Source organism: Streptomyces sp. NPDC090798, assembly GCF_044768965.1.
In the GTDB taxonomy this organism is placed as follows: Bacteria; Actinomycetota; Actinomycetes; order Streptomycetales; family Streptomycetaceae; genus Streptomyces.
Map to the genome: position 1 here is coordinate 12,029 of NZ_JBIVXA010000024.1, position 15,510 is coordinate 27,538.

The window sequence follows — 15,510 nt, forward strand, 5'->3', positions numbered from 1 at the left end:
GATTAGGAGCCCCCCGGCTCTCCATCCCCCGGAAGCTACACGCTTGTTCGACGTTGCGCTTCCCCTACTGGTGAGAAGTGCCCCGGAATATCGAAATTCCTCGCATTCGGGAGTGATGAGGGGTAAGCGAACGGCCCCGTCCCTGAGCTGGGACGGGGCCGTGGTCAAAAGAAGTTGACCTACTGCGCGCCGAACGCGATCGCCAGGTACTCCTTTTCGGAGGCGCTGTACGGCTTGTGGGCGTAGATCGCGGACATATAGAGGTGACCCTTGCTGTAAAGGATCTCGGCGTAGTCCGGGAGCATGCTCGTCTCCGCGTCGTGGACCGACCCGGTCGCCGGGTTCTCCAGGAGCTTGGTCTCCTTGAAGGAGGTGCCGTCGATGCTCACGATCTGACCGCCCTTGTCGTAGGGCGGGCGCTTGTACGCGAGGAGGTTGCCGCCGTCCATGCGCAGCGGGGAGATGTCGTAGCCGTCGCCCGCGTCCGCGCGCTGGCCGGTCTGCTTGCCGGTGCCCAGGTCGAAGGCGACGATCTCGTTGATCTGGCCGGACTGGCCGCCGTCGTGCTGCTCGGTCGGAATGTAGAGCTTGTCGTTGCCGACCACCAGTTTCGCGCAGCTCTCGATCCTGGTGATGCCGTCGCACTTGGCCGCGTACGTCTTGCCCGGCGCGGAGATCCTGGTGCGCAACTGGCCGGTCTTGTTGTCGATGGAGAAGAAGTCCGAGATGCCGCTGCCGTCACCGGCGGAGTCGCCGACGTCGGCGGCCACCACCAGCGGGTTGGTCGACACGACGCTCGCGTACTCGATGCCGGGCGACATCTTGTACTCCGAGATCACCTTCCCGGACGTCGGGTCGATGGTCTGGATGTGCAGCTGCCGCGTACTGCCGTACTCGCCGCACTTGCGGACCGCGACCAGCTTGTCGCCGCCGCCGTACCCGGCGTCGTAGCAGCTGTCCGTGGGCTTCGGGACCCACAGCGCCTTGCCGGTGGAGATGTCGAACGCGGCGCCACCGTTGGTGCTGCCCACGGCGACGGTGTTCGCGCTGGTGGTGACGTTGTCGAGGCTGATCTTCTGGTCACCGGACTTGACCGACTTCGTCCACAGCAGCTTGCCGGCGGCGAGGTCGAGGGCGGAGACCTCGCTGCAGCCGTGTGAAGGCTTCGCCTTGGTCGGCATGGCGGGCTCGTAGACGATCGCGGTCCGGCCGGAGTCGGTGGTGTGGCGGCTGGCCGTGCACACCGGGCCGGGGAGCTTGATCGTCCAGACCTTGGCGCCCGAGTCGGGGTCGTAGCCGTTGATCTCGGCGTCGCCGCTCTTGGCGTACACCTTGTCGGTGAGCCAGGAACCGACGGTGGACACGCTGGTCTCGGCGGGCACGGCGGGCGCGGGGACCTGGAAGAGGACCGTGGATCTGGTGTTGGCGGGGACCTTCTCCTTGCCGGTGGAACCGGTGGTCCTGTCGCCGCCCGAGCCGCCCTTGCCTCCGGTGCCGCCGCTCGTACCGGAGGAGTTGTTCTTGCTGTCGTCCTTGCCGGAGCTCGCGTACCAGACCCCGCCACCGATGATCAGCGCGACGGCCGCGACGGCCGCCACGATGATGACCACCTGGCTGTTCGGCTTCCGCCCGCCGCCCCCGCCCTGGGGAACCTGGGGCTGCGTCGGGTAGGTCGGCGGCTGCTGCGGATAGCCGTAGCCGTACGGGGCTCCCGGGGGCTGGGCGGGCTGCTGGCCGGGGTAGCCGTAGCCCGGCTGGGCCGGGGGTCCCGGCGGAGGCCCCTGCGGGGGCGCCTGCGGGTAGCCGTAGCCGGGGCCCTGCGGAGGCTGCGGGGCGCCGAACCCCCCGGGCGGCGGAGCCTGCGGCGCACCGAAGCCCCCCGGCGGCGGGTCCTGAGGGGCTCCGAAGCCCCCCGGCGGCGGGTCCTGGGGCGCGCCGAAGCCGCCCTGCGGGGGCTCGTTCGGCGGTGGTGGGGGCGGCGGCTGGCTCATGACGTGTCTACCTCGGATGCGAATGCGGTGGGGACGGAGATGCCGGAGACGAAGAAGGTGGCGAACGGGGCGAAGGTGGCGTGAGCGTGCGTCACTTGCCGTAGGCCAGCATCAACTTCTCCTTCGACTGGTCGTTGCCCGTCAGCCGGGTGGTGGAGATGTAGAAGCGCCCGTCCACGTAGTCGACCGCCTTCGAGAAGAAGCCGTTCTCGACCGACGCCGTGCCCTGCGGGTTCTGCAGCAGCTTGGTGGGCTTGTGGCCGCTTCCGGTCGTGGGGATCGACACGATCTGCCCACCGGCGTCGTACGACGGCTCGACGTACGCGATCAGCTGCGTGCCGTCCATCTTCAGCGGCAGCATCGACTCGGCGGCCGGGGACTTGACGCGCCACTTCTCCTTGCCGGTCGACAGGTCGAAGGCGACGATCTCGTTGGCGCCGCTCTTCGCCTCGGTCGGCAGATAGAGCGTGTTCGCGTCGGCGGCGGTGCCGAAACAGCCCGTCAGGTCGCGGTCGAGGATGGCGAAACCGCACTCGGGCCTGAAGGCGTCGCTGCTCTTGAGCTGCGAACGGACGGCACCGTTGTCCTTGAACGTGGTGACGTTGACCTTCTTCTCGTCCTTGTTGGTCATGTAGATGACGACGGGGTCGACGGAGTACGCGCGCTCGACCGTCCAGCCCTTGGGGATCTTCGTGGTCCACCTGGCCTTGCCGGTGGCCGGGTCCAGCTCCTGCACCTCGTCGTGCTCGGTGTCGGTGGCGGCACCGCAGGAGGCGACGGACAGCAGCTTGGTGCCTCCCGCGAACGCGGCCGGGTAGCAGGCCTGGCCGTAGTTCGTCTTGTCCCAGAGCTTCTTGCCGCTGGTGATGTCGTACGCCGTGCCGGACTGCGAGCGGCCGACCATCAACGTCTTGCCGGTGACCGACAGGTCGACGGTGAGCGTGCTGTCGAAGAGCGCTCCGTCGGCGACCTTGCCGCTCCAGCCCTTGGCACCGGTGGCCAGGTCTATCTGCTGGAGCTGGTTGCACTTGGCGCTGTCGCCTGCACCGCTCTTGTACGCCACGACGACCTTGTCGTCGGACGTCTTCTGCGGGGTGACCGCGCAGATCGGCTGCGGGAACGTGATCGGGTCCCAAGTGGGCTTGCCGTCCCCGACGTTGTACGCGAACACCTGCTTGTACGCGGCCTTCACCGCCGCCTTGTCGGTGATCCACAGGCCGGGGGCGTCGGCGCCGGAACCGGGCGCGTCGGGTGCCTGCTTGTACCAGAGCACCTTCGCCTCACCGGCCTGGCGGCCCGCGTTGAGGTTCTCCTGGTCCCCGTCCCCGTTGCCGCTGCCGTCACCGGGGTTGACCGGATCCGCGGAGGAGGAGGCCTTCCCGCCCTTGCTGTCCTGGGCGACCGGCTTCTTGCCGTCGCCGCCGCCCCCGCCGCTGACGGCCCAGACGGTCCCGCCGACGACGAGCAGCGCGGCCACGGCGGCGCCGACGACCACGGCCGGGCGGCCCTTGAAGGGGTTCTTGGAACCACCGGGAGGCGGCGGAGGGGTGCCCGGGCCGCCGGGGCCGCCGGGGTACTGCGCCTGGCCCGGATAGCCGTACCCGGACCCGTAGCCGGGCTGCTGACCGTATGCGGGCTGCTGACCGTAGCCGGGCTGCTGGCCGTACGGCCCGGGCTGGGCGTACGGCCCCGGCTGCTGCGGCGGTTGAGCGTACGGGCCCGCCGGCTGCTGCGGCGGCTGTGCGTACGGGCCGGGCTGGGTGTAGGGCCCGGGCTGCTGCGGATATCCGTAACCGGGTGCCGGCGGACCGGCGGGCGGAGGGGGCGTGCCCTGGGGCGCGTTGGGGGGTGCGCCGAACCCGCCCTGCGCCGGCGGAGCCGGTGGAACCGGTGGCGTCGACGGCGTCGGTGGCTGGTCCTGCGGTGCTCCGAAGCCACCCTGCGGCGGCTCACTCGGCGGCTGACTCATCAGCGCGTTCCCCCTCGTTCACTGATGTGGCGCCCTACCGGCGGCGCGGTCGGCGGAGCCGATTTCGCGCCACACCGGTGGTTCTCAGACTGTTCTCAGACGGACCTTTCTATCACTCTGGGGACCTCGAACAAGGGGCCGGTACTCCCCCTGTTCCCAAGGGAGGACCGGCCCGTGATGCCCTCGTTATGCGCCTTCACGCCCCCTTCACGGGACGCGCGCGCCGCCTGCCAGAGGCTTACGCGTCTTCGGCGAGCTCCAGCCAGCGCAGCTCCAGTTCCTCGCGCTCACCGGTCAACTGACGCAGTTCGGCGTCGAGTTTGGCGACCTTCTCGAAGTCCGTCGCGTTGTCGGCGATTTGGGTGTGGAGCTTGCTCTCCTTCTCGGAGATCTTGTCGAGCTGACGCTCGATCTTCTGCAGCTCCTTCTTCGCGGCGCGGGCGTCGGCGGCGGAGGCCGCCCTGGCGGACGGCGCGGGCGCGGCGGCGAGTACGGCGGCCGCGGCGACCTCCTCCATGCGCTTGCGCCGCTCCAGGTACTCGTCGATCCCGCGCGGCAGCATCCGCAGGGTGCTGTCGCCGAGGAGCGCGAACACGTTGTCCGTCGTGCGCTCGATGAAGAACCGGTCGTGGGAGATCACGATCATCGAGCCGGGCCAGCCGTCGAGCAGGTCCTCCAGCTGGGTGAGCGTCTCGATGTCGAGGTCGTTGGTGGGCTCGTCGAGGAAGAGGACGTTGGGCTCGTCCATGAGCAGCCGCAGCAGCTGAAGCCGCCGCCGCTCACCACCGCTGAGGTCCCCGACGGGCGTCCACTGCTTCTCCTTGTTGAAGCCGAACGTCTCGCAGAGCTGCCCCGCGGTCAGCTCGCGCCCCGTGCCCAGGTCGACCCGGTCACGGACGGCCTGCACGGCCTGCAGCACCCGCCAGGTCGGGTCGAGCTCGGCGACCTCCTGCGACAGATAGGCGAGCTTGACGGTCTTGCCGGTGCTGATCCGCCCGGCGACGGGCTGCGTCTCCCCCTCGCTGCGGGCGGCCTCGGCCATGGCTCGCAGAAGAGAGGTCTTGCCGGCTCCGTTCACCCCCACGAGCCCGACCCGGTCGCCGGGCCCGAGCTGCCAGGTGAGGTGCTTGAGCAGGACCTTCGGGCCCGCCTGCACCGTCACATCCTCAAGATCGAAGACCGTCTTGCCCAGCCGCGAGCTGGCGAACTTCATCAGCTCGCTCTTGTCGCGGGGCGGCGGCACGTCCGCGATCAGCTCGTTGGCGGCCTCGACGCGGAAGCGCGGCTTGGAGGTACGGGCGGGGGCGCCGCGCCGCAGCCAGGCCAGCTCCTTGCGCACCAGGTTCTGCCGCTTGACCTCCTCGGTGGCGGCGATGCGCTCACGCTCCGCGCGCGCGAAGACGTAGTCGGAGTATCCGCCCTCGTACTCGTACACCGCGCCCTTCTGCACGTCCCACATACGGGTGCAGACCTGGTCGAGGAACCACCGGTCGTGGGTCACGCACACCAGCGCCGACCGCCGCTCCCGCAGGTGCTGGGCGAGCCAGGCGATGCCCTCCACGTCCAGGTGGTTGGTGGGCTCGTCGAGGATGATCAGGTCCTGCTCCTCGATGAGCAGCTTGGCGAGCGCGATACGGCGGCGCTCACCGCCGGAGAGCGGGCCGATCACCGTGTCGAGCCCCTGCGGGAACCCCGGCAGGTCAAGGCCGCCGAACAGTCCCGTCAGGACGTCCCTGATCTTGGCGTTGCCCGCCCACTCGTGGTCGGCCAGGTCCCGGATGACCTCGTGCCGGACGGTGGCGGTGGGGTCGAGGGAATCGTGCTGGGTCAGCACCCCCAGATGCAGCCCGCCGGAGTGCGTGACGCGGCCGGTGTCGGCCTCCTCCAGCTTGGCGAGCATGCGGATGAGGGTGGTCTTGCCGTCGCCGTTCCGCCCGACCACACCGATCCGGTCGCCCTCGCTGACGCCGAGGGAGACTCCGTCGAGCAGGGCACGGGTGCCGTACACCTTGCTGACGGACTCGACATTGACCAGGTTGACGGCCATTTCTCTCCTGAACAAGGGGGACGATCGACCCTCAAGGGTAGTCCGGCTCCCTCACCCCCCGAGCCACACGGGTGGGTCCATCGCCGACAACGAACCCCGCATGTTCATGCGACCGGGGTCCGCCCAAGGCCCGCCCGACCCGCCCGCTCCACCAGCAGCCACCCCGCGAGCGTCATCGCCACGGCGACCGGAGCAGTCACCCGGACCGCGACGAGCACCGCAGTGCGCCCTTCCAGCAACCCGCCGAACCCGACCATCGAAAGCCCCAGCACCCCGAAGAGGCACAGGGTCACGCCGAGCGCGGCGGCCGTCCGCGCACCCGCGGACGGCATCCCCGACTGCCGTACGACCATGGCGGAGGGCTGTTCGAACCTCCGGAACACGGTGACGAGCAGGGCCGTCACCACACCGGCCACCACCACCCGCACCGGCACCTGGGCCCACCACACGCCCGTCGCGGGCTCCGGCAGCCGTACGCCGAGGGCCAGCAGCGCCCCGTACACACCGAGCATCGCGGTGAGGTGCCACAGGAAGGCGGTCATGGACACGCCGTTGGCCGCGACGACCGCACGCCACACCCGCGGCCGGCGCAGCCACCGCTGCGCGGCCCCGCGGAGCAGCTCCACCCCGCCGACCAGCCACAGCCCGTGGCACAGCAGCGCGAAGGTGGGCGGCGCCATGTTGGAGATCTTCTCGCCGGGCATCCCGACCATGGACAGCGGATACGGCCCGTACGCCACCAGCAGCACCGCCCCGGCGAGCCCGGCGCCCGCGAGGAGGTAGGGGCGTCCCAGCTTCCCGTCCGCGCGCAGGAATCCGAGCTGGTGGACGGCGAGCCAGACGAACGCGAAGTTCAGGAACTCGACGTACGGCACCCCGAACCCGAACCGCAGCACGTCCACGAGTCCGGCCGCGGCGACGAGCCCGCCGAACGCGCCCCACCCGTACCTCTCGTGCAGCCGCAGCAGCGGCGGTGTGAAGGCCACCATCGCCAGGTAGATCCCTATGAACCACAACGGCTGGGCGACGAGTCGCAGCGACACGTCCAGCAACCCGCCCTCCCTGCCCGCGAGTTGCAGAGCGAGCGCGAACGCTCCCCACACGCCGATGAACACCACGGTCGGCCGCAGCAGCCGCTGCAACCGGGCGCGCAGGAACACGGAGTAGAGCGCCCCTCCTCCGGTCTCCCCGGTCTCCCCGGCCTCCCCGGCCTTGCGTCGCAGCGAGCGGTACGACAGCGCGTGCGAGAAGCCGCCGACGAAGAAGAAGACGGGCATGACCTGGAGGGCCCAGGTGAGAAGTTGGAGGCGGGGCTCCACGGCGAGCAGGTTCCCGACCTCGGCCCGTCCGTCGCCGCGCACCGACACGGCGGCCATCAGCCAGTGCCCGAGCACCACCGTGCCGAGCGAGGCGACCCGCAGCAGATCGACGTACTTGTCGCGCGAGGCGGGTGTGGCCGCGGCGAGGGTGTGAGCGCTTGATGCCATACGAGTACGGTCGCGCCGTCCGCCGCTACGGCGTCAGCGCGCCCGTACTCAATTCACCTCTGAGTACCGCGCGCGCTTGACGTGCCCCTGAATGCCGGTGCCCGTTACGTGCCTCTGAATACCGGTGCCTGGATACCGGTGCCCGTGCGGGTCAGACGACCGTCGCGCCGGGGGCGGGGCCGTCGGTGACCCGTACCGTCCGGCAGGTGCCGGAGGCGCGCAGCGCGTCGGCGACCACCCGCGCGGACTCGGCGTCCGCCGCGAGGAACGCCGTGGTCGGTCCGGAGCCGGAGACCAGGGCCGCGAGCGCACCGGCGTCCTGCCCCGCGGCGAGCGTGTCGGCGAGGGCCGGGAAGAGGGAGAGGGCGGCGGGCTGGAGGTCGTTGGAGACGGCGCGGGCGAGGGCCCCGGCGTCCCCCTTGGCCAGCGCGACGAGGAGCTCCTGCGAGGCGACCGGCTCCGGGATCCGCACACCCTCGTTCATCCGGTCGAACTCCCTGAAGACCGCCGGGGTCGACAGCCCGCGCTCGGCGATCGCGAAGACCCAGTGGAAGGTCCCGCCGACGTCAAGCCTCCGCAGCTGCTCGCCCCGCCCGACGCCCAGCGCCGCCCCGCCCACCAGGCTGAACGGCACGTCACTGCCCAACTCGGCGCAGATGTCGAGGAGTTCCTCGCGGGAGGCGTTCGTCCCCCACAGGGCGTCGCAGGCGAGCAGCGCGCCGGCGCCGTCGGCGCTGCCGCCCGCCATGCCGCCCGCGACCGGAATGTCCTTGGCGATGTGGAGGTGGACGGTCGGTTCGATGCCGTACCGGCGGGCGAGTTCGAGGGCCGCGCGGGCCGCCAGGTTCGTGGCGTCGAGGGGGACCTGGTCGGCGTCCGGGCCCTCGCAGGTGATCCGCAGCTCGTCCGCCGGCGTCACGGTGACCTCGTCGTACAGCCCTACGGCGAGGAAGACGTTGGCCAGGTCGTGGAAGCCGTCGGGGCGGGCGGCGCCGACGGCGAGCTGGACGTTGACCTTGGCGGGGACACGAACGGTCACGACGTCCGTGCCCGTGCCCGTGCCCGTCTTGGGCTCGGTCTTCGACTCCGTCACGGCTGAGCGCTCTCCTTGTTCCCGGCGTTCCCGGCGTTCCCGGCGTTCTCTGTGTTCGCTGCCTTGTGCTCGGCGATACGGGCGAACTCCTCCACCGTCAGCGACTCCCCCCGGGCCTGGGGGGAGACCCCGGCGGCGACGAGCGCGACCTCGGCGGCGGCCGCGGAACCGGCCCACCCGGCGAGAGCGGCGCGCAGCGTCTTGCGCCGCTGGGCGAAGGCGGCGTCGACGACCGCGAAGACCTCGCGCTTGGAGGCCGTGGTGCTGATGGGCTCGGCGCGCCTGACGAGCGACACGAGGCCGCTGTCGACGTTCGGCGCGGGCCAGAAGACGTTCCGTCCGATGGACCCGGCCCGCTTCACGTCGGCATACCAGTTGGCCTTGACGCTCGGCACGCCGTACACCTTCGAGCCGGGGTCGGCGGCGAGCCGGTCGGCCACCTCGGCCTGCACCATCACCAGCGTGCGCTCGATGGTCGGGAAGGTGCTGAGCATGTGCAGCAGCACGGGGACGGCGACGTTGTACGGGAGGTTCGCGACGAGGGCGGTGGGGGCGGGGCCCGGGAGCTCGTTCACGTGCATGGCGTCGGAGTGCACGAGTGCGAAGCGGTCGGCGCGGGCCGGCATACGGGCGGCGATGGTCGCCGGGAGCGCCCCCGCGAGTACGTCGTCGATCTCCACGGCGACGACCCGGTCGGCCGCCTCCAGCAGCGCGAGGGTCAGCGAGCCGAGGCCGGGGCCGACCTCGACGACCACGTCGTCGGCCCGTACACCGGCGGTGCGCACGATGCGGCGCACGGTGTTGGCGTCGATCACGAAGTTCTGGCCGCGCTGCTTGGTGGGCCGCACACCGAGGGCACCCGCGAGCTCGCGGACGTCGGCGGGGCCCAGGAGGGCGTCGGGGGTGGGGCTGTTCACGCCCCAAGACTACGGGGGTGCGGGCCGCGCCCCGAAGGGGCGCGGGGAACTGCGCGCCCGGCCCCCACCGGCCCGCGGCCGAACGAAGCGAGTGGTGGGGGATACGGGGCGCAGCCCCGCCACAGGGGCGCGGGGAACTGCGCGAGCAACCCCCACCGGCCCGCGGCCAGAATTCCGGTCAGCCGTGGAGGTGGGCTCCGCAGTGGGGCCACGGGCTTGCGCCCCGGCGGACGTACAGCTTCTTCGCCCGGCGGGTCTGCTCCGCGGCCGGCGCGTCCTGGGGCCGCCCGGACCCCCCGAGCGTGTGCCAGGTGTGGGTGTCGAACTGGTACAGGCCGCCGTAGGTGCCAGAGGGGTCCACGGCGCCGGGACGACCGCCGGACTCGCACGCCGCGAGCCCGGACCAGTTCAGATGGTCCGCACCCTGCGCGGAATCGGGCCGCGGCTTCGTACCGACCCGCACCACCTGCCCCCGGGGCTCCCGGACCACCTCGTCCCCGACCCTCCGCGGCTTCTGCCCGACCCCGTTGACGGTCCGCAGCAGGTAGGTGACCCGTCGGGTCCCGGGCTCCCCGGCCCGGTCGACGACCTCGGTGCCACGGAACAGCGAGGGGTCGTTCGTCCGTGTCGTCCGGAAGGGGATCGCCTCCTCGCGGACCTCCTGGGTACCGGTGATCCGCATGACGCTGACCGTCTGTCCGTCCCGGGGGAAGCTCCCTGACGGGACGGACGTCGTGTCCTCGCCGTGGAGGGTGATCCCGGCCTCCTCGACGGCCTCGCCGACGGTCGCCGCGTTCGTCCGGATCGTCCGCGCCCGCCCGTCCGCCATGATCGTCACCGTCCGCTCGGTGCGGACGTCGAGCGCGAGGCCCTCACGGCCGATGCGCCGGGAGCGCGAGGTCGACAGGTACGCCCCCTCGGCGCGCACCCCGAGCTGCTGGAGCGCCCCGTCCACCGTGTGCGCCGTCGTCCACACCTCGTGCGGCTGTCCGTCGAGGGTGAGCCGCACGGGCCGCCCGTAGCGGACCGCGATCTCGTCACCGCTGGTCAGCTCGGTGCCGGGGGCGGGCGCGACCACGTCGTGCTCGCCGACCCGCACGCCTTCCTCGGCGAGGAGTTCGGTCACGTCGTCGGCGAAGGTGTGCAGCGTGCGCGCCTTCCCGTCGACGCTGAGCTCGATGGCCTTGTCGTTGGCGACGAAGGCGGAGGTGCCGCCGGCGAGGAAGGCGACGACCAGCGCCTGGGGCAGCAGCCGCCGCAGCGGGTCGGGGCGCTCGGCGGTGCGCCGGCGCCGGGCGGCGCGCCGGGCGGCGGCCCGTCCGCCGGACCGGGGCTCCCCCGCCGGATCCTCCGCCGGCTCCCCGAACGTCTGTGTCCGGGTCTGCGTCTGCGTCTGCCGGGGCAGTATCGGCTCGGTCGGCGCCTGTGACGCCGCCAGTGCCTCGTACGCGGGCCGGTAGGTGTCCACGTAGCCGCCGCGGTCCGGGCTTCCGGCACCGTACGGCGGCTGTTCGTGGCCTTCTCGGTCCTCGAACGGCGTTCCAGTCAGGCCATACGTCTCGTACTGCGAGTTGGGCGACTTGGGCGAGTTGCTCACGACGACACGCTCCAGGAGATCCGGATCGGGCGACCAGAACCTAGCGGAGCGGTCGTCACTCTCCCAAGCAACGCGGCTACGCTGTGTCGCGACACTGCCCTGAGGTGTGACCCCGGAGAATGGCCGGAAGCGTTATCCCTCAGTAACCGAAGGCCCGTGCGGTGTTCGCCGAGAGCGCCGTCGCCAGCGTGTCCTCGTCGATGCCGCGCACGGCCGCCATGGCGCGCACCGTGACCGGAATGAGATAAGGCGCGTTAGGCCGTCCGCGGTACGGGGCGGGGGTCAGGAAGGGCGCGTCGGTCTCGACGAGGACGAGCTGAAGGGGGGCCACGGCCAGCGCGTCGCGCAGTGGCTGGGCGTTCTTGAAGGTCATGTTTCCAGCGAAGGACATGTAGTACCCGGCCTGGGCGCAGATTTCGGCCATCGCCGCGTCGCCGGAGTAGCAGTGGAAGACGGTCCGCTCGGGCGCACCCTCCTCCTTCAGGACGCGCAGCACGTCGGCGTGCGCGTCGCGGTCGTGAATGACCAGGGCTTTTCCGTGCCGCTTGGCGATCTCTATGTGGGCGCGGAAGGAGCGTTCCTGGGCGGCCTTGCCTTCGGGGCCCGTACGGAAGTAGTCGAGCCCGGTCTCGCCGACGCCCTTGACCTGGGGAAGGGCGGCGAGGCGGTCGATCTCGGCGAGGGCCTCGTCCAGGGCGCCGTCGCCGCCGGGCTGCCGTGCGCCCTGGCGGGACCAGCCGTCGGGGTCGCCGTGCACGATACGGGGCGCCTCGTTGGGGTGCAGCGCGACGGTGGCGTGGACGGCCTCGTACGCGGCGGCGGTCTCGGCCGCCCAGCGGGAGCCCTTCAGGTCGCAGCCGACCTGGACGACCGTGGTCACGCCGACCGAGGCGGCCTTGGCGAGTCCTTCGTCGACGGTGCCGGACTGCATGTCGAGGTGGGTGTGCGAGTCGGCGACGGGAACGCGCAGCGGCTCGGGAAGCGGTGGCGCTTCGGTCTTGTCGGAGGGCATGCCCCGATCCTACGAAAGGGGCACGCCGGACCGGACCTCACCCGAGCGAGGTCACCGCGCTCCCGCGATCAGCCCGCCTTGCGGTGGTGGAAGGGGTGCAGCAGGTCGGAGAGGTGCCAGTGGTGGGGTTCCTTGGGCACGGCCGGCTGGGCGAGGGCCTCGTCGTGGGCCTGCTCGTCGTGGGCCTGCCCGGGGTGGGCCGACACCGGGCGGTGCACGTGCTGGTGCATGGAGTTCTGCACGGAGGACACCTGTCCGGCGCGCATGATGCGCAGCACGTGTCCGTCGCAGTTCTGGCAGGAGGGCCGGCTCAGCGGCGACGGCACGACACGGCCGTCCGCCACGTACGTCACGAACTCGCCGCCCTCGGCGTCGCGGTGGTGCTCTATCTCGAACGACTGCTCCCAGCCGTGCCCGCAGCGCATGCATGCGAAGGAATACGACTCGTTGACCACGGCGGTCGCCGCGCTGCGATTGCCGGTCTGCCCTGCGATCTCACTCATGCCAGCTCCTGCTGTTCCGCTGGACAAGCGCCCCCGGTCGGCGGGGGCGAGGGACGGGTACGTCCCTTCAACCAGTGGACGCTTCTCCGGGCGGGAACGCATCAGGCCTGTCGACTATTGGAGTCGTTTTGGCCTTTCCTTGTCGGAATGCCTCAAAGACACGGCCTGAGCTTTGCTTTCCGTGCTGGCCCTTTGCTCTTCTATGGGGCGCTGTGCGCCGCGTTCTTTGCCGCGACCACCGCATCGAAGACATCGCGCTTGGGAATTCCGGCCTCGGCGGCGACCACCGCGATGGCCTCCTTGCGGCGCTCTCCGGCCTCTTCCCGCACCCGCACCCTGCGCACCAGTTCGGCCGCGTCCAGTTCCTCGGCGCCCTTCTCCGGCGCGCCCTCGACCACCACCGTGATCTCCCCGCGTACGCCCTCGGCGGCCCAGGCTGCCAGCTCGCCCAGCGGCCCGCGCTTGATCTCCTCGTACGTCTTGGTCAGCTCGCGGCAGACGGCGGCCCGCCGCCCGTCCCCGAAGACCTCGGCCATCGCGGCGAGGGTGTCGTCGAGGCGGTGCGGGGCCTCGAAGTAGACCATCGTGCGGCGCTCGCCCTCGACCTCCCGCAGCCGGGACAGCCGCTCGCCCGCCTTCCTGGGCAGGAACCCCTCGAAGCAGAACCGGTCGACGGGCAGCCCGGACAGCGCGAGCGCGGTGAGCACGGCGGACGGGCCGGGTACGGCGGTGACCTTGATGTCCTTCTCGACGGCCGCGGCGACCAGCCGGTACCCGGGGTCGGAGACGGACGGCATCCCGGCGTCGGTCACCAGCAGCACGCGCGCCCCGCCGGCCAGCGCCTCGACGAGTTCGGGCGTACGGGCGGCCTCGTTGCCCTCGAAGTACGACACCACGCGCCCGGTGGGCTGCACGCCCAGCGCCTGGGTCAGCCGGCGCAGCCTGCGGGTGTCCTCGGCGGCGACGACGTCCGCGCCCGCCAGCTCCTGGGCGAGCCGGGGCGGGGCGTCGGCCACGTCGCCGATGGGGGTGCCGGCCAAAACAAGGGTTCCTGTCACAGTTCCATCCTCGCAGGGGCATTCGGGGGCAGTCGCATCCACCCATTAGGCCCGTGCACGGGACTCCCACAGACCTGTTCCCTACGATGGCGCGGTGACCAGTACCGCGTCCTCCACGGACACCCGGCAGGGCCAGGCAGCCGAAGAGCGGCGGCCGTCGTGGCAGCAGCGGCTGCGCCGCTTCGGCTATACCGCGCCGCCCAGAAGCGATGTTCGTGATCGGCTCGTGCCGCCGTACGCCGAGCCCAGTCCCCGGATCTGGGCGGCGCTCGGGCTGCGCCACGAGGTCACGGAACGCATCACGCGCTGGTCGGGCTGGGGCGGCCCGCTGCTCGTGACCCTGATGGCGGGGCTGATGCGGTTCTGGAACCTGGGCAGCCCGAAGGCGGTGATATTCGACGAGACGTACTACGCCAAGGACGCCTGGGCGCTGATCCACCGCGGGTACGAGGTCAACTGGGACAAGAACGCCAATGACCTGATCCTGCAGAACAACGGGCACGTCGGCATCCCGTCCGACGCCGCCTATGTGGTGCATCCCCCGGTCGGCAAGTACGTCATCGGGCTCGGCGAATGGATGTTCGGCTTCAATCCGTTCGGCTGGCGTTTCATGACGGCGCTGCTCGGCACGCTGTCGGTGCTGCTGCTGTGCCGGATCGGGCGCCGGATGTTCCGCTCGACGTTCCTGGGCTGTCTGGCGGGCGCGCTGATGGCGGTGGACGGGCTGCACTTCGTGATGAGCCGCACCTCGCTGCTCGACGGTGTGCTGATGTTCTTCGTGCTGGCGGCCTTCGGCTGTCTGATCGTGGACCGCGACCGCGCGCGTGCCCGACTGGCGGTCGCCCTGCCCACCGGCGCGGACGGTCTCGTACGCCCCGACGCGCACATCGCCGAGACCACTCGCCTCGGCTGGCGCCCCTGGCGCTGGACGGCCGGTCTGATGCTGGGCCTGGCCCTCGGCACCAAATGGAGCGGCCTGTACGTCCTCTTCGCGTTCTGCCTGATGGCGGTCCTGTGGGACGTCGGCGCGCGCCGGGTCGCGGGCGCCCGTCACCCGTACGCGGCGGCCCTCAAGCACGACACGGGCATCACGTTCCTCGCGACGGTCCCGGTGGCGATCGTCACGTACTTCATCTCCTGGACCGGCTGGATCCTCTCCCCCACCGACGGCAAGGGCGGCTACTTCCGCAACTGGGCCGCGACCGACGGCAAGGGCGGCAGCTGGACCTTCCTGCCCGACTGGCTGCGCAGCCTGTGGCACTACGAGCACGAGGTGTACGAGTTCCACGTCGGCCTCTCGTCCCCGCACACCTACCAGTCGAACCCGTGGAGCTGGCTCGTCCTGGGCCGCCCGGTCTCGTACTTCTACGAGTCCCCGCTGCCCGGCAAGGACGGCTGCCCCTCCGACGCGGGCGACAAGTGCGCCCGCGAGGTCCTGGCCCTGGGCACGCCTCTCCTGTGGTGGGCCGCCTGCTTCGCGATCATCTACGTCCTGTGGCGCTGGGCGTTCCGCCGTGACTGGCGGGCGGGCGCGATCGCCTGCGGCATCGCGGCCGGCTACCTCCCCTGGTTCATGTACCAGGAGCGCACGATCTTCTTCTTCTACGCCATCATCTTCGTCCCGTTCCTGTGCCTGGCGGTCGCCATGATGATCGGCGCGATCCTCGGCCCACCCGGCTCCACGGAACGCCGCCGCGTCATCGGCGCGGCGAGCGCGGGCGTCCTGGTCCTCCTGATCGCCTGGAATTTCATCTACTTCTGGCCCCTGTACACGGGCACGGCGATCCCCATAGACCAGTGGCGCTCCCGGATGTGGCTGGACACTTGGGTCTAGCA

General features: G+C 71.1%; 11 protein-coding genes. 1 reads left to right on the forward strand and 10 read right to left on the reverse strand.

The genetic code is table 11. The annotated features are described in order from the left end of the window. Positions 1-179: 179 nt before the first annotated feature. The 10 genes from ACIQTP_RS37315 to rsmI all read right to left on the reverse strand — a co-directional run bounded on the left by ACIQTP_RS37315 (position 180) and on the right by rsmI (position 13,674). Entirely contained in the window at positions 180-1,991 is a 1,812-nt protein-coding gene (locus ACIQTP_RS37315; RefSeq protein ID WP_403408343.1) for a PQQ-binding-like beta-propeller repeat protein, read from the reverse strand. Between the two features lie 91 nt (positions 1,992-2,082). After that, positions 2,083-3,960: a PQQ-binding-like beta-propeller repeat protein gene (locus ACIQTP_RS37320; protein WP_403408345.1), complete on the reverse strand. Its 1,878-nt coding sequence runs from the start codon at positions 3,958-3,960 to the stop codon at positions 2,083-2,085. Between the two features lie 238 nt (positions 3,961-4,198). Then, positions 4,199-6,007, reverse strand: coding sequence for an ABC-F family ATP-binding cassette domain-containing protein (locus tag ACIQTP_RS37325; protein WP_075027273.1), 1,809 nt, complete (start codon positions 6,005-6,007; stop codon positions 4,199-4,201). Positions 6,008-6,111: 104 nt separating this feature from the next. Beyond that, positions 6,112-7,494, reverse strand: a complete 1,383-nt coding sequence (locus ACIQTP_RS37330; RefSeq protein WP_403408347.1) for an acyltransferase — start codon at positions 7,492-7,494, stop codon at positions 6,112-6,114. 151 nt (positions 7,495-7,645) lie between these two features. Then, on the reverse strand, positions 7,646-8,587 hold the full coding sequence (locus ACIQTP_RS37335; protein ID WP_403408349.1) for a 4-(cytidine 5'-diphospho)-2-C-methyl-D-erythritol kinase: 942 nt from the start codon (positions 8,585-8,587) through the stop codon (positions 7,646-7,648). Further along, positions 8,584-9,504 carry a 16S rRNA (adenine(1518)-N(6)/adenine(1519)-N(6))-dimethyltransferase RsmA gene (rsmA, locus tag ACIQTP_RS37340; RefSeq protein WP_403408351.1) on the reverse strand — a complete coding sequence of 307 codons (921 nt, stop codon included), beginning with the start codon at positions 9,502-9,504 and terminating at the stop codon, positions 8,584-8,586. Before rsmA ends, ACIQTP_RS37335 begins: the two co-directional genes overlap by 4 nt. Before the next feature lie 178 nt (positions 9,505-9,682). Continuing rightward, on the reverse strand, positions 9,683-11,101 hold the full coding sequence (locus tag ACIQTP_RS37345) for a ubiquitin-like domain-containing protein (RefSeq protein ID WP_403408353.1): 1,419 nt from the start codon (positions 11,099-11,101) through the stop codon (positions 9,683-9,685). Between the two features lie 139 nt (positions 11,102-11,240). Beyond that, a complete protein-coding gene (locus ACIQTP_RS37350; protein ID WP_402041932.1) occupies positions 11,241-12,113 on the reverse strand; it encodes a TatD family hydrolase in 873 nt (290 codons plus the stop codon). Positions 12,114-12,181: 68 nt separating this feature from the next. Next, entirely contained in the window at positions 12,182-12,616 is a 435-nt protein-coding gene (locus ACIQTP_RS37355) for a hypothetical protein (RefSeq protein ID WP_403408355.1), read from the reverse strand. A 200-nt stretch (positions 12,617-12,816) separates the two neighbouring features. Then, a complete protein-coding gene (gene rsmI / locus ACIQTP_RS37360; protein WP_403408357.1) occupies positions 12,817-13,674 on the reverse strand; it encodes a 16S rRNA (cytidine(1402)-2'-O)-methyltransferase in 858 nt (285 codons plus the stop codon). Between the two features lie 94 nt (positions 13,675-13,768). Between rsmI and ACIQTP_RS37365 the strand changes: the two genes are divergently transcribed. Further along, the gene (locus ACIQTP_RS37365; protein WP_403408359.1) at positions 13,769-15,508 is read left to right on the forward strand and encodes a dolichyl-phosphate-mannose--protein mannosyltransferase; all 1,740 of its coding nucleotides are present in this window, start codon (positions 13,769-13,771) and stop codon (positions 15,506-15,508) included. Positions 15,509-15,510 lie beyond the last annotated feature (2 nt).

What these genes read in the sequence shown, in the direction of transcription:
- ACIQTP_RS37320 (WP_403408345.1), bottom strand. Translation starts at nt 3,960, where the DNA reads ATGAGTCAGCCGCCGAGTGAGCCGCCGCAGGGTGGCTTCGGAGCACCG.
- ACIQTP_RS37325 (WP_075027273.1), bottom strand. Translation starts at nt 6,007, where the DNA reads ATGGCCGTCAACCTGGTCAATGTCGAGTCCGTCAGCAAGGTGTACGGC.
- ACIQTP_RS37315 (WP_403408343.1), bottom strand. Translation starts at nt 1,991, where the DNA reads ATGAGCCAGCCGCCGCCCCCACCACCGCCGAACGAGCCCCCGCAGGGC.
- ACIQTP_RS37355 (WP_403408355.1), bottom strand. Translation starts at nt 12,616, where the DNA reads ATGAGTGAGATCGCAGGGCAGACCGGCAATCGCAGCGCGGCGACCGCC.
- ACIQTP_RS37330 (WP_403408347.1), bottom strand. Translation starts at nt 7,494, where the DNA reads ATGGCATCAAGCGCTCACACCCTCGCCGCGGCCACACCCGCCTCGCGC.
- ACIQTP_RS37350 (WP_402041932.1), bottom strand. Translation starts at nt 12,113, where the DNA reads ATGCCCTCCGACAAGACCGAAGCGCCACCGCTTCCCGAGCCGCTGCGC.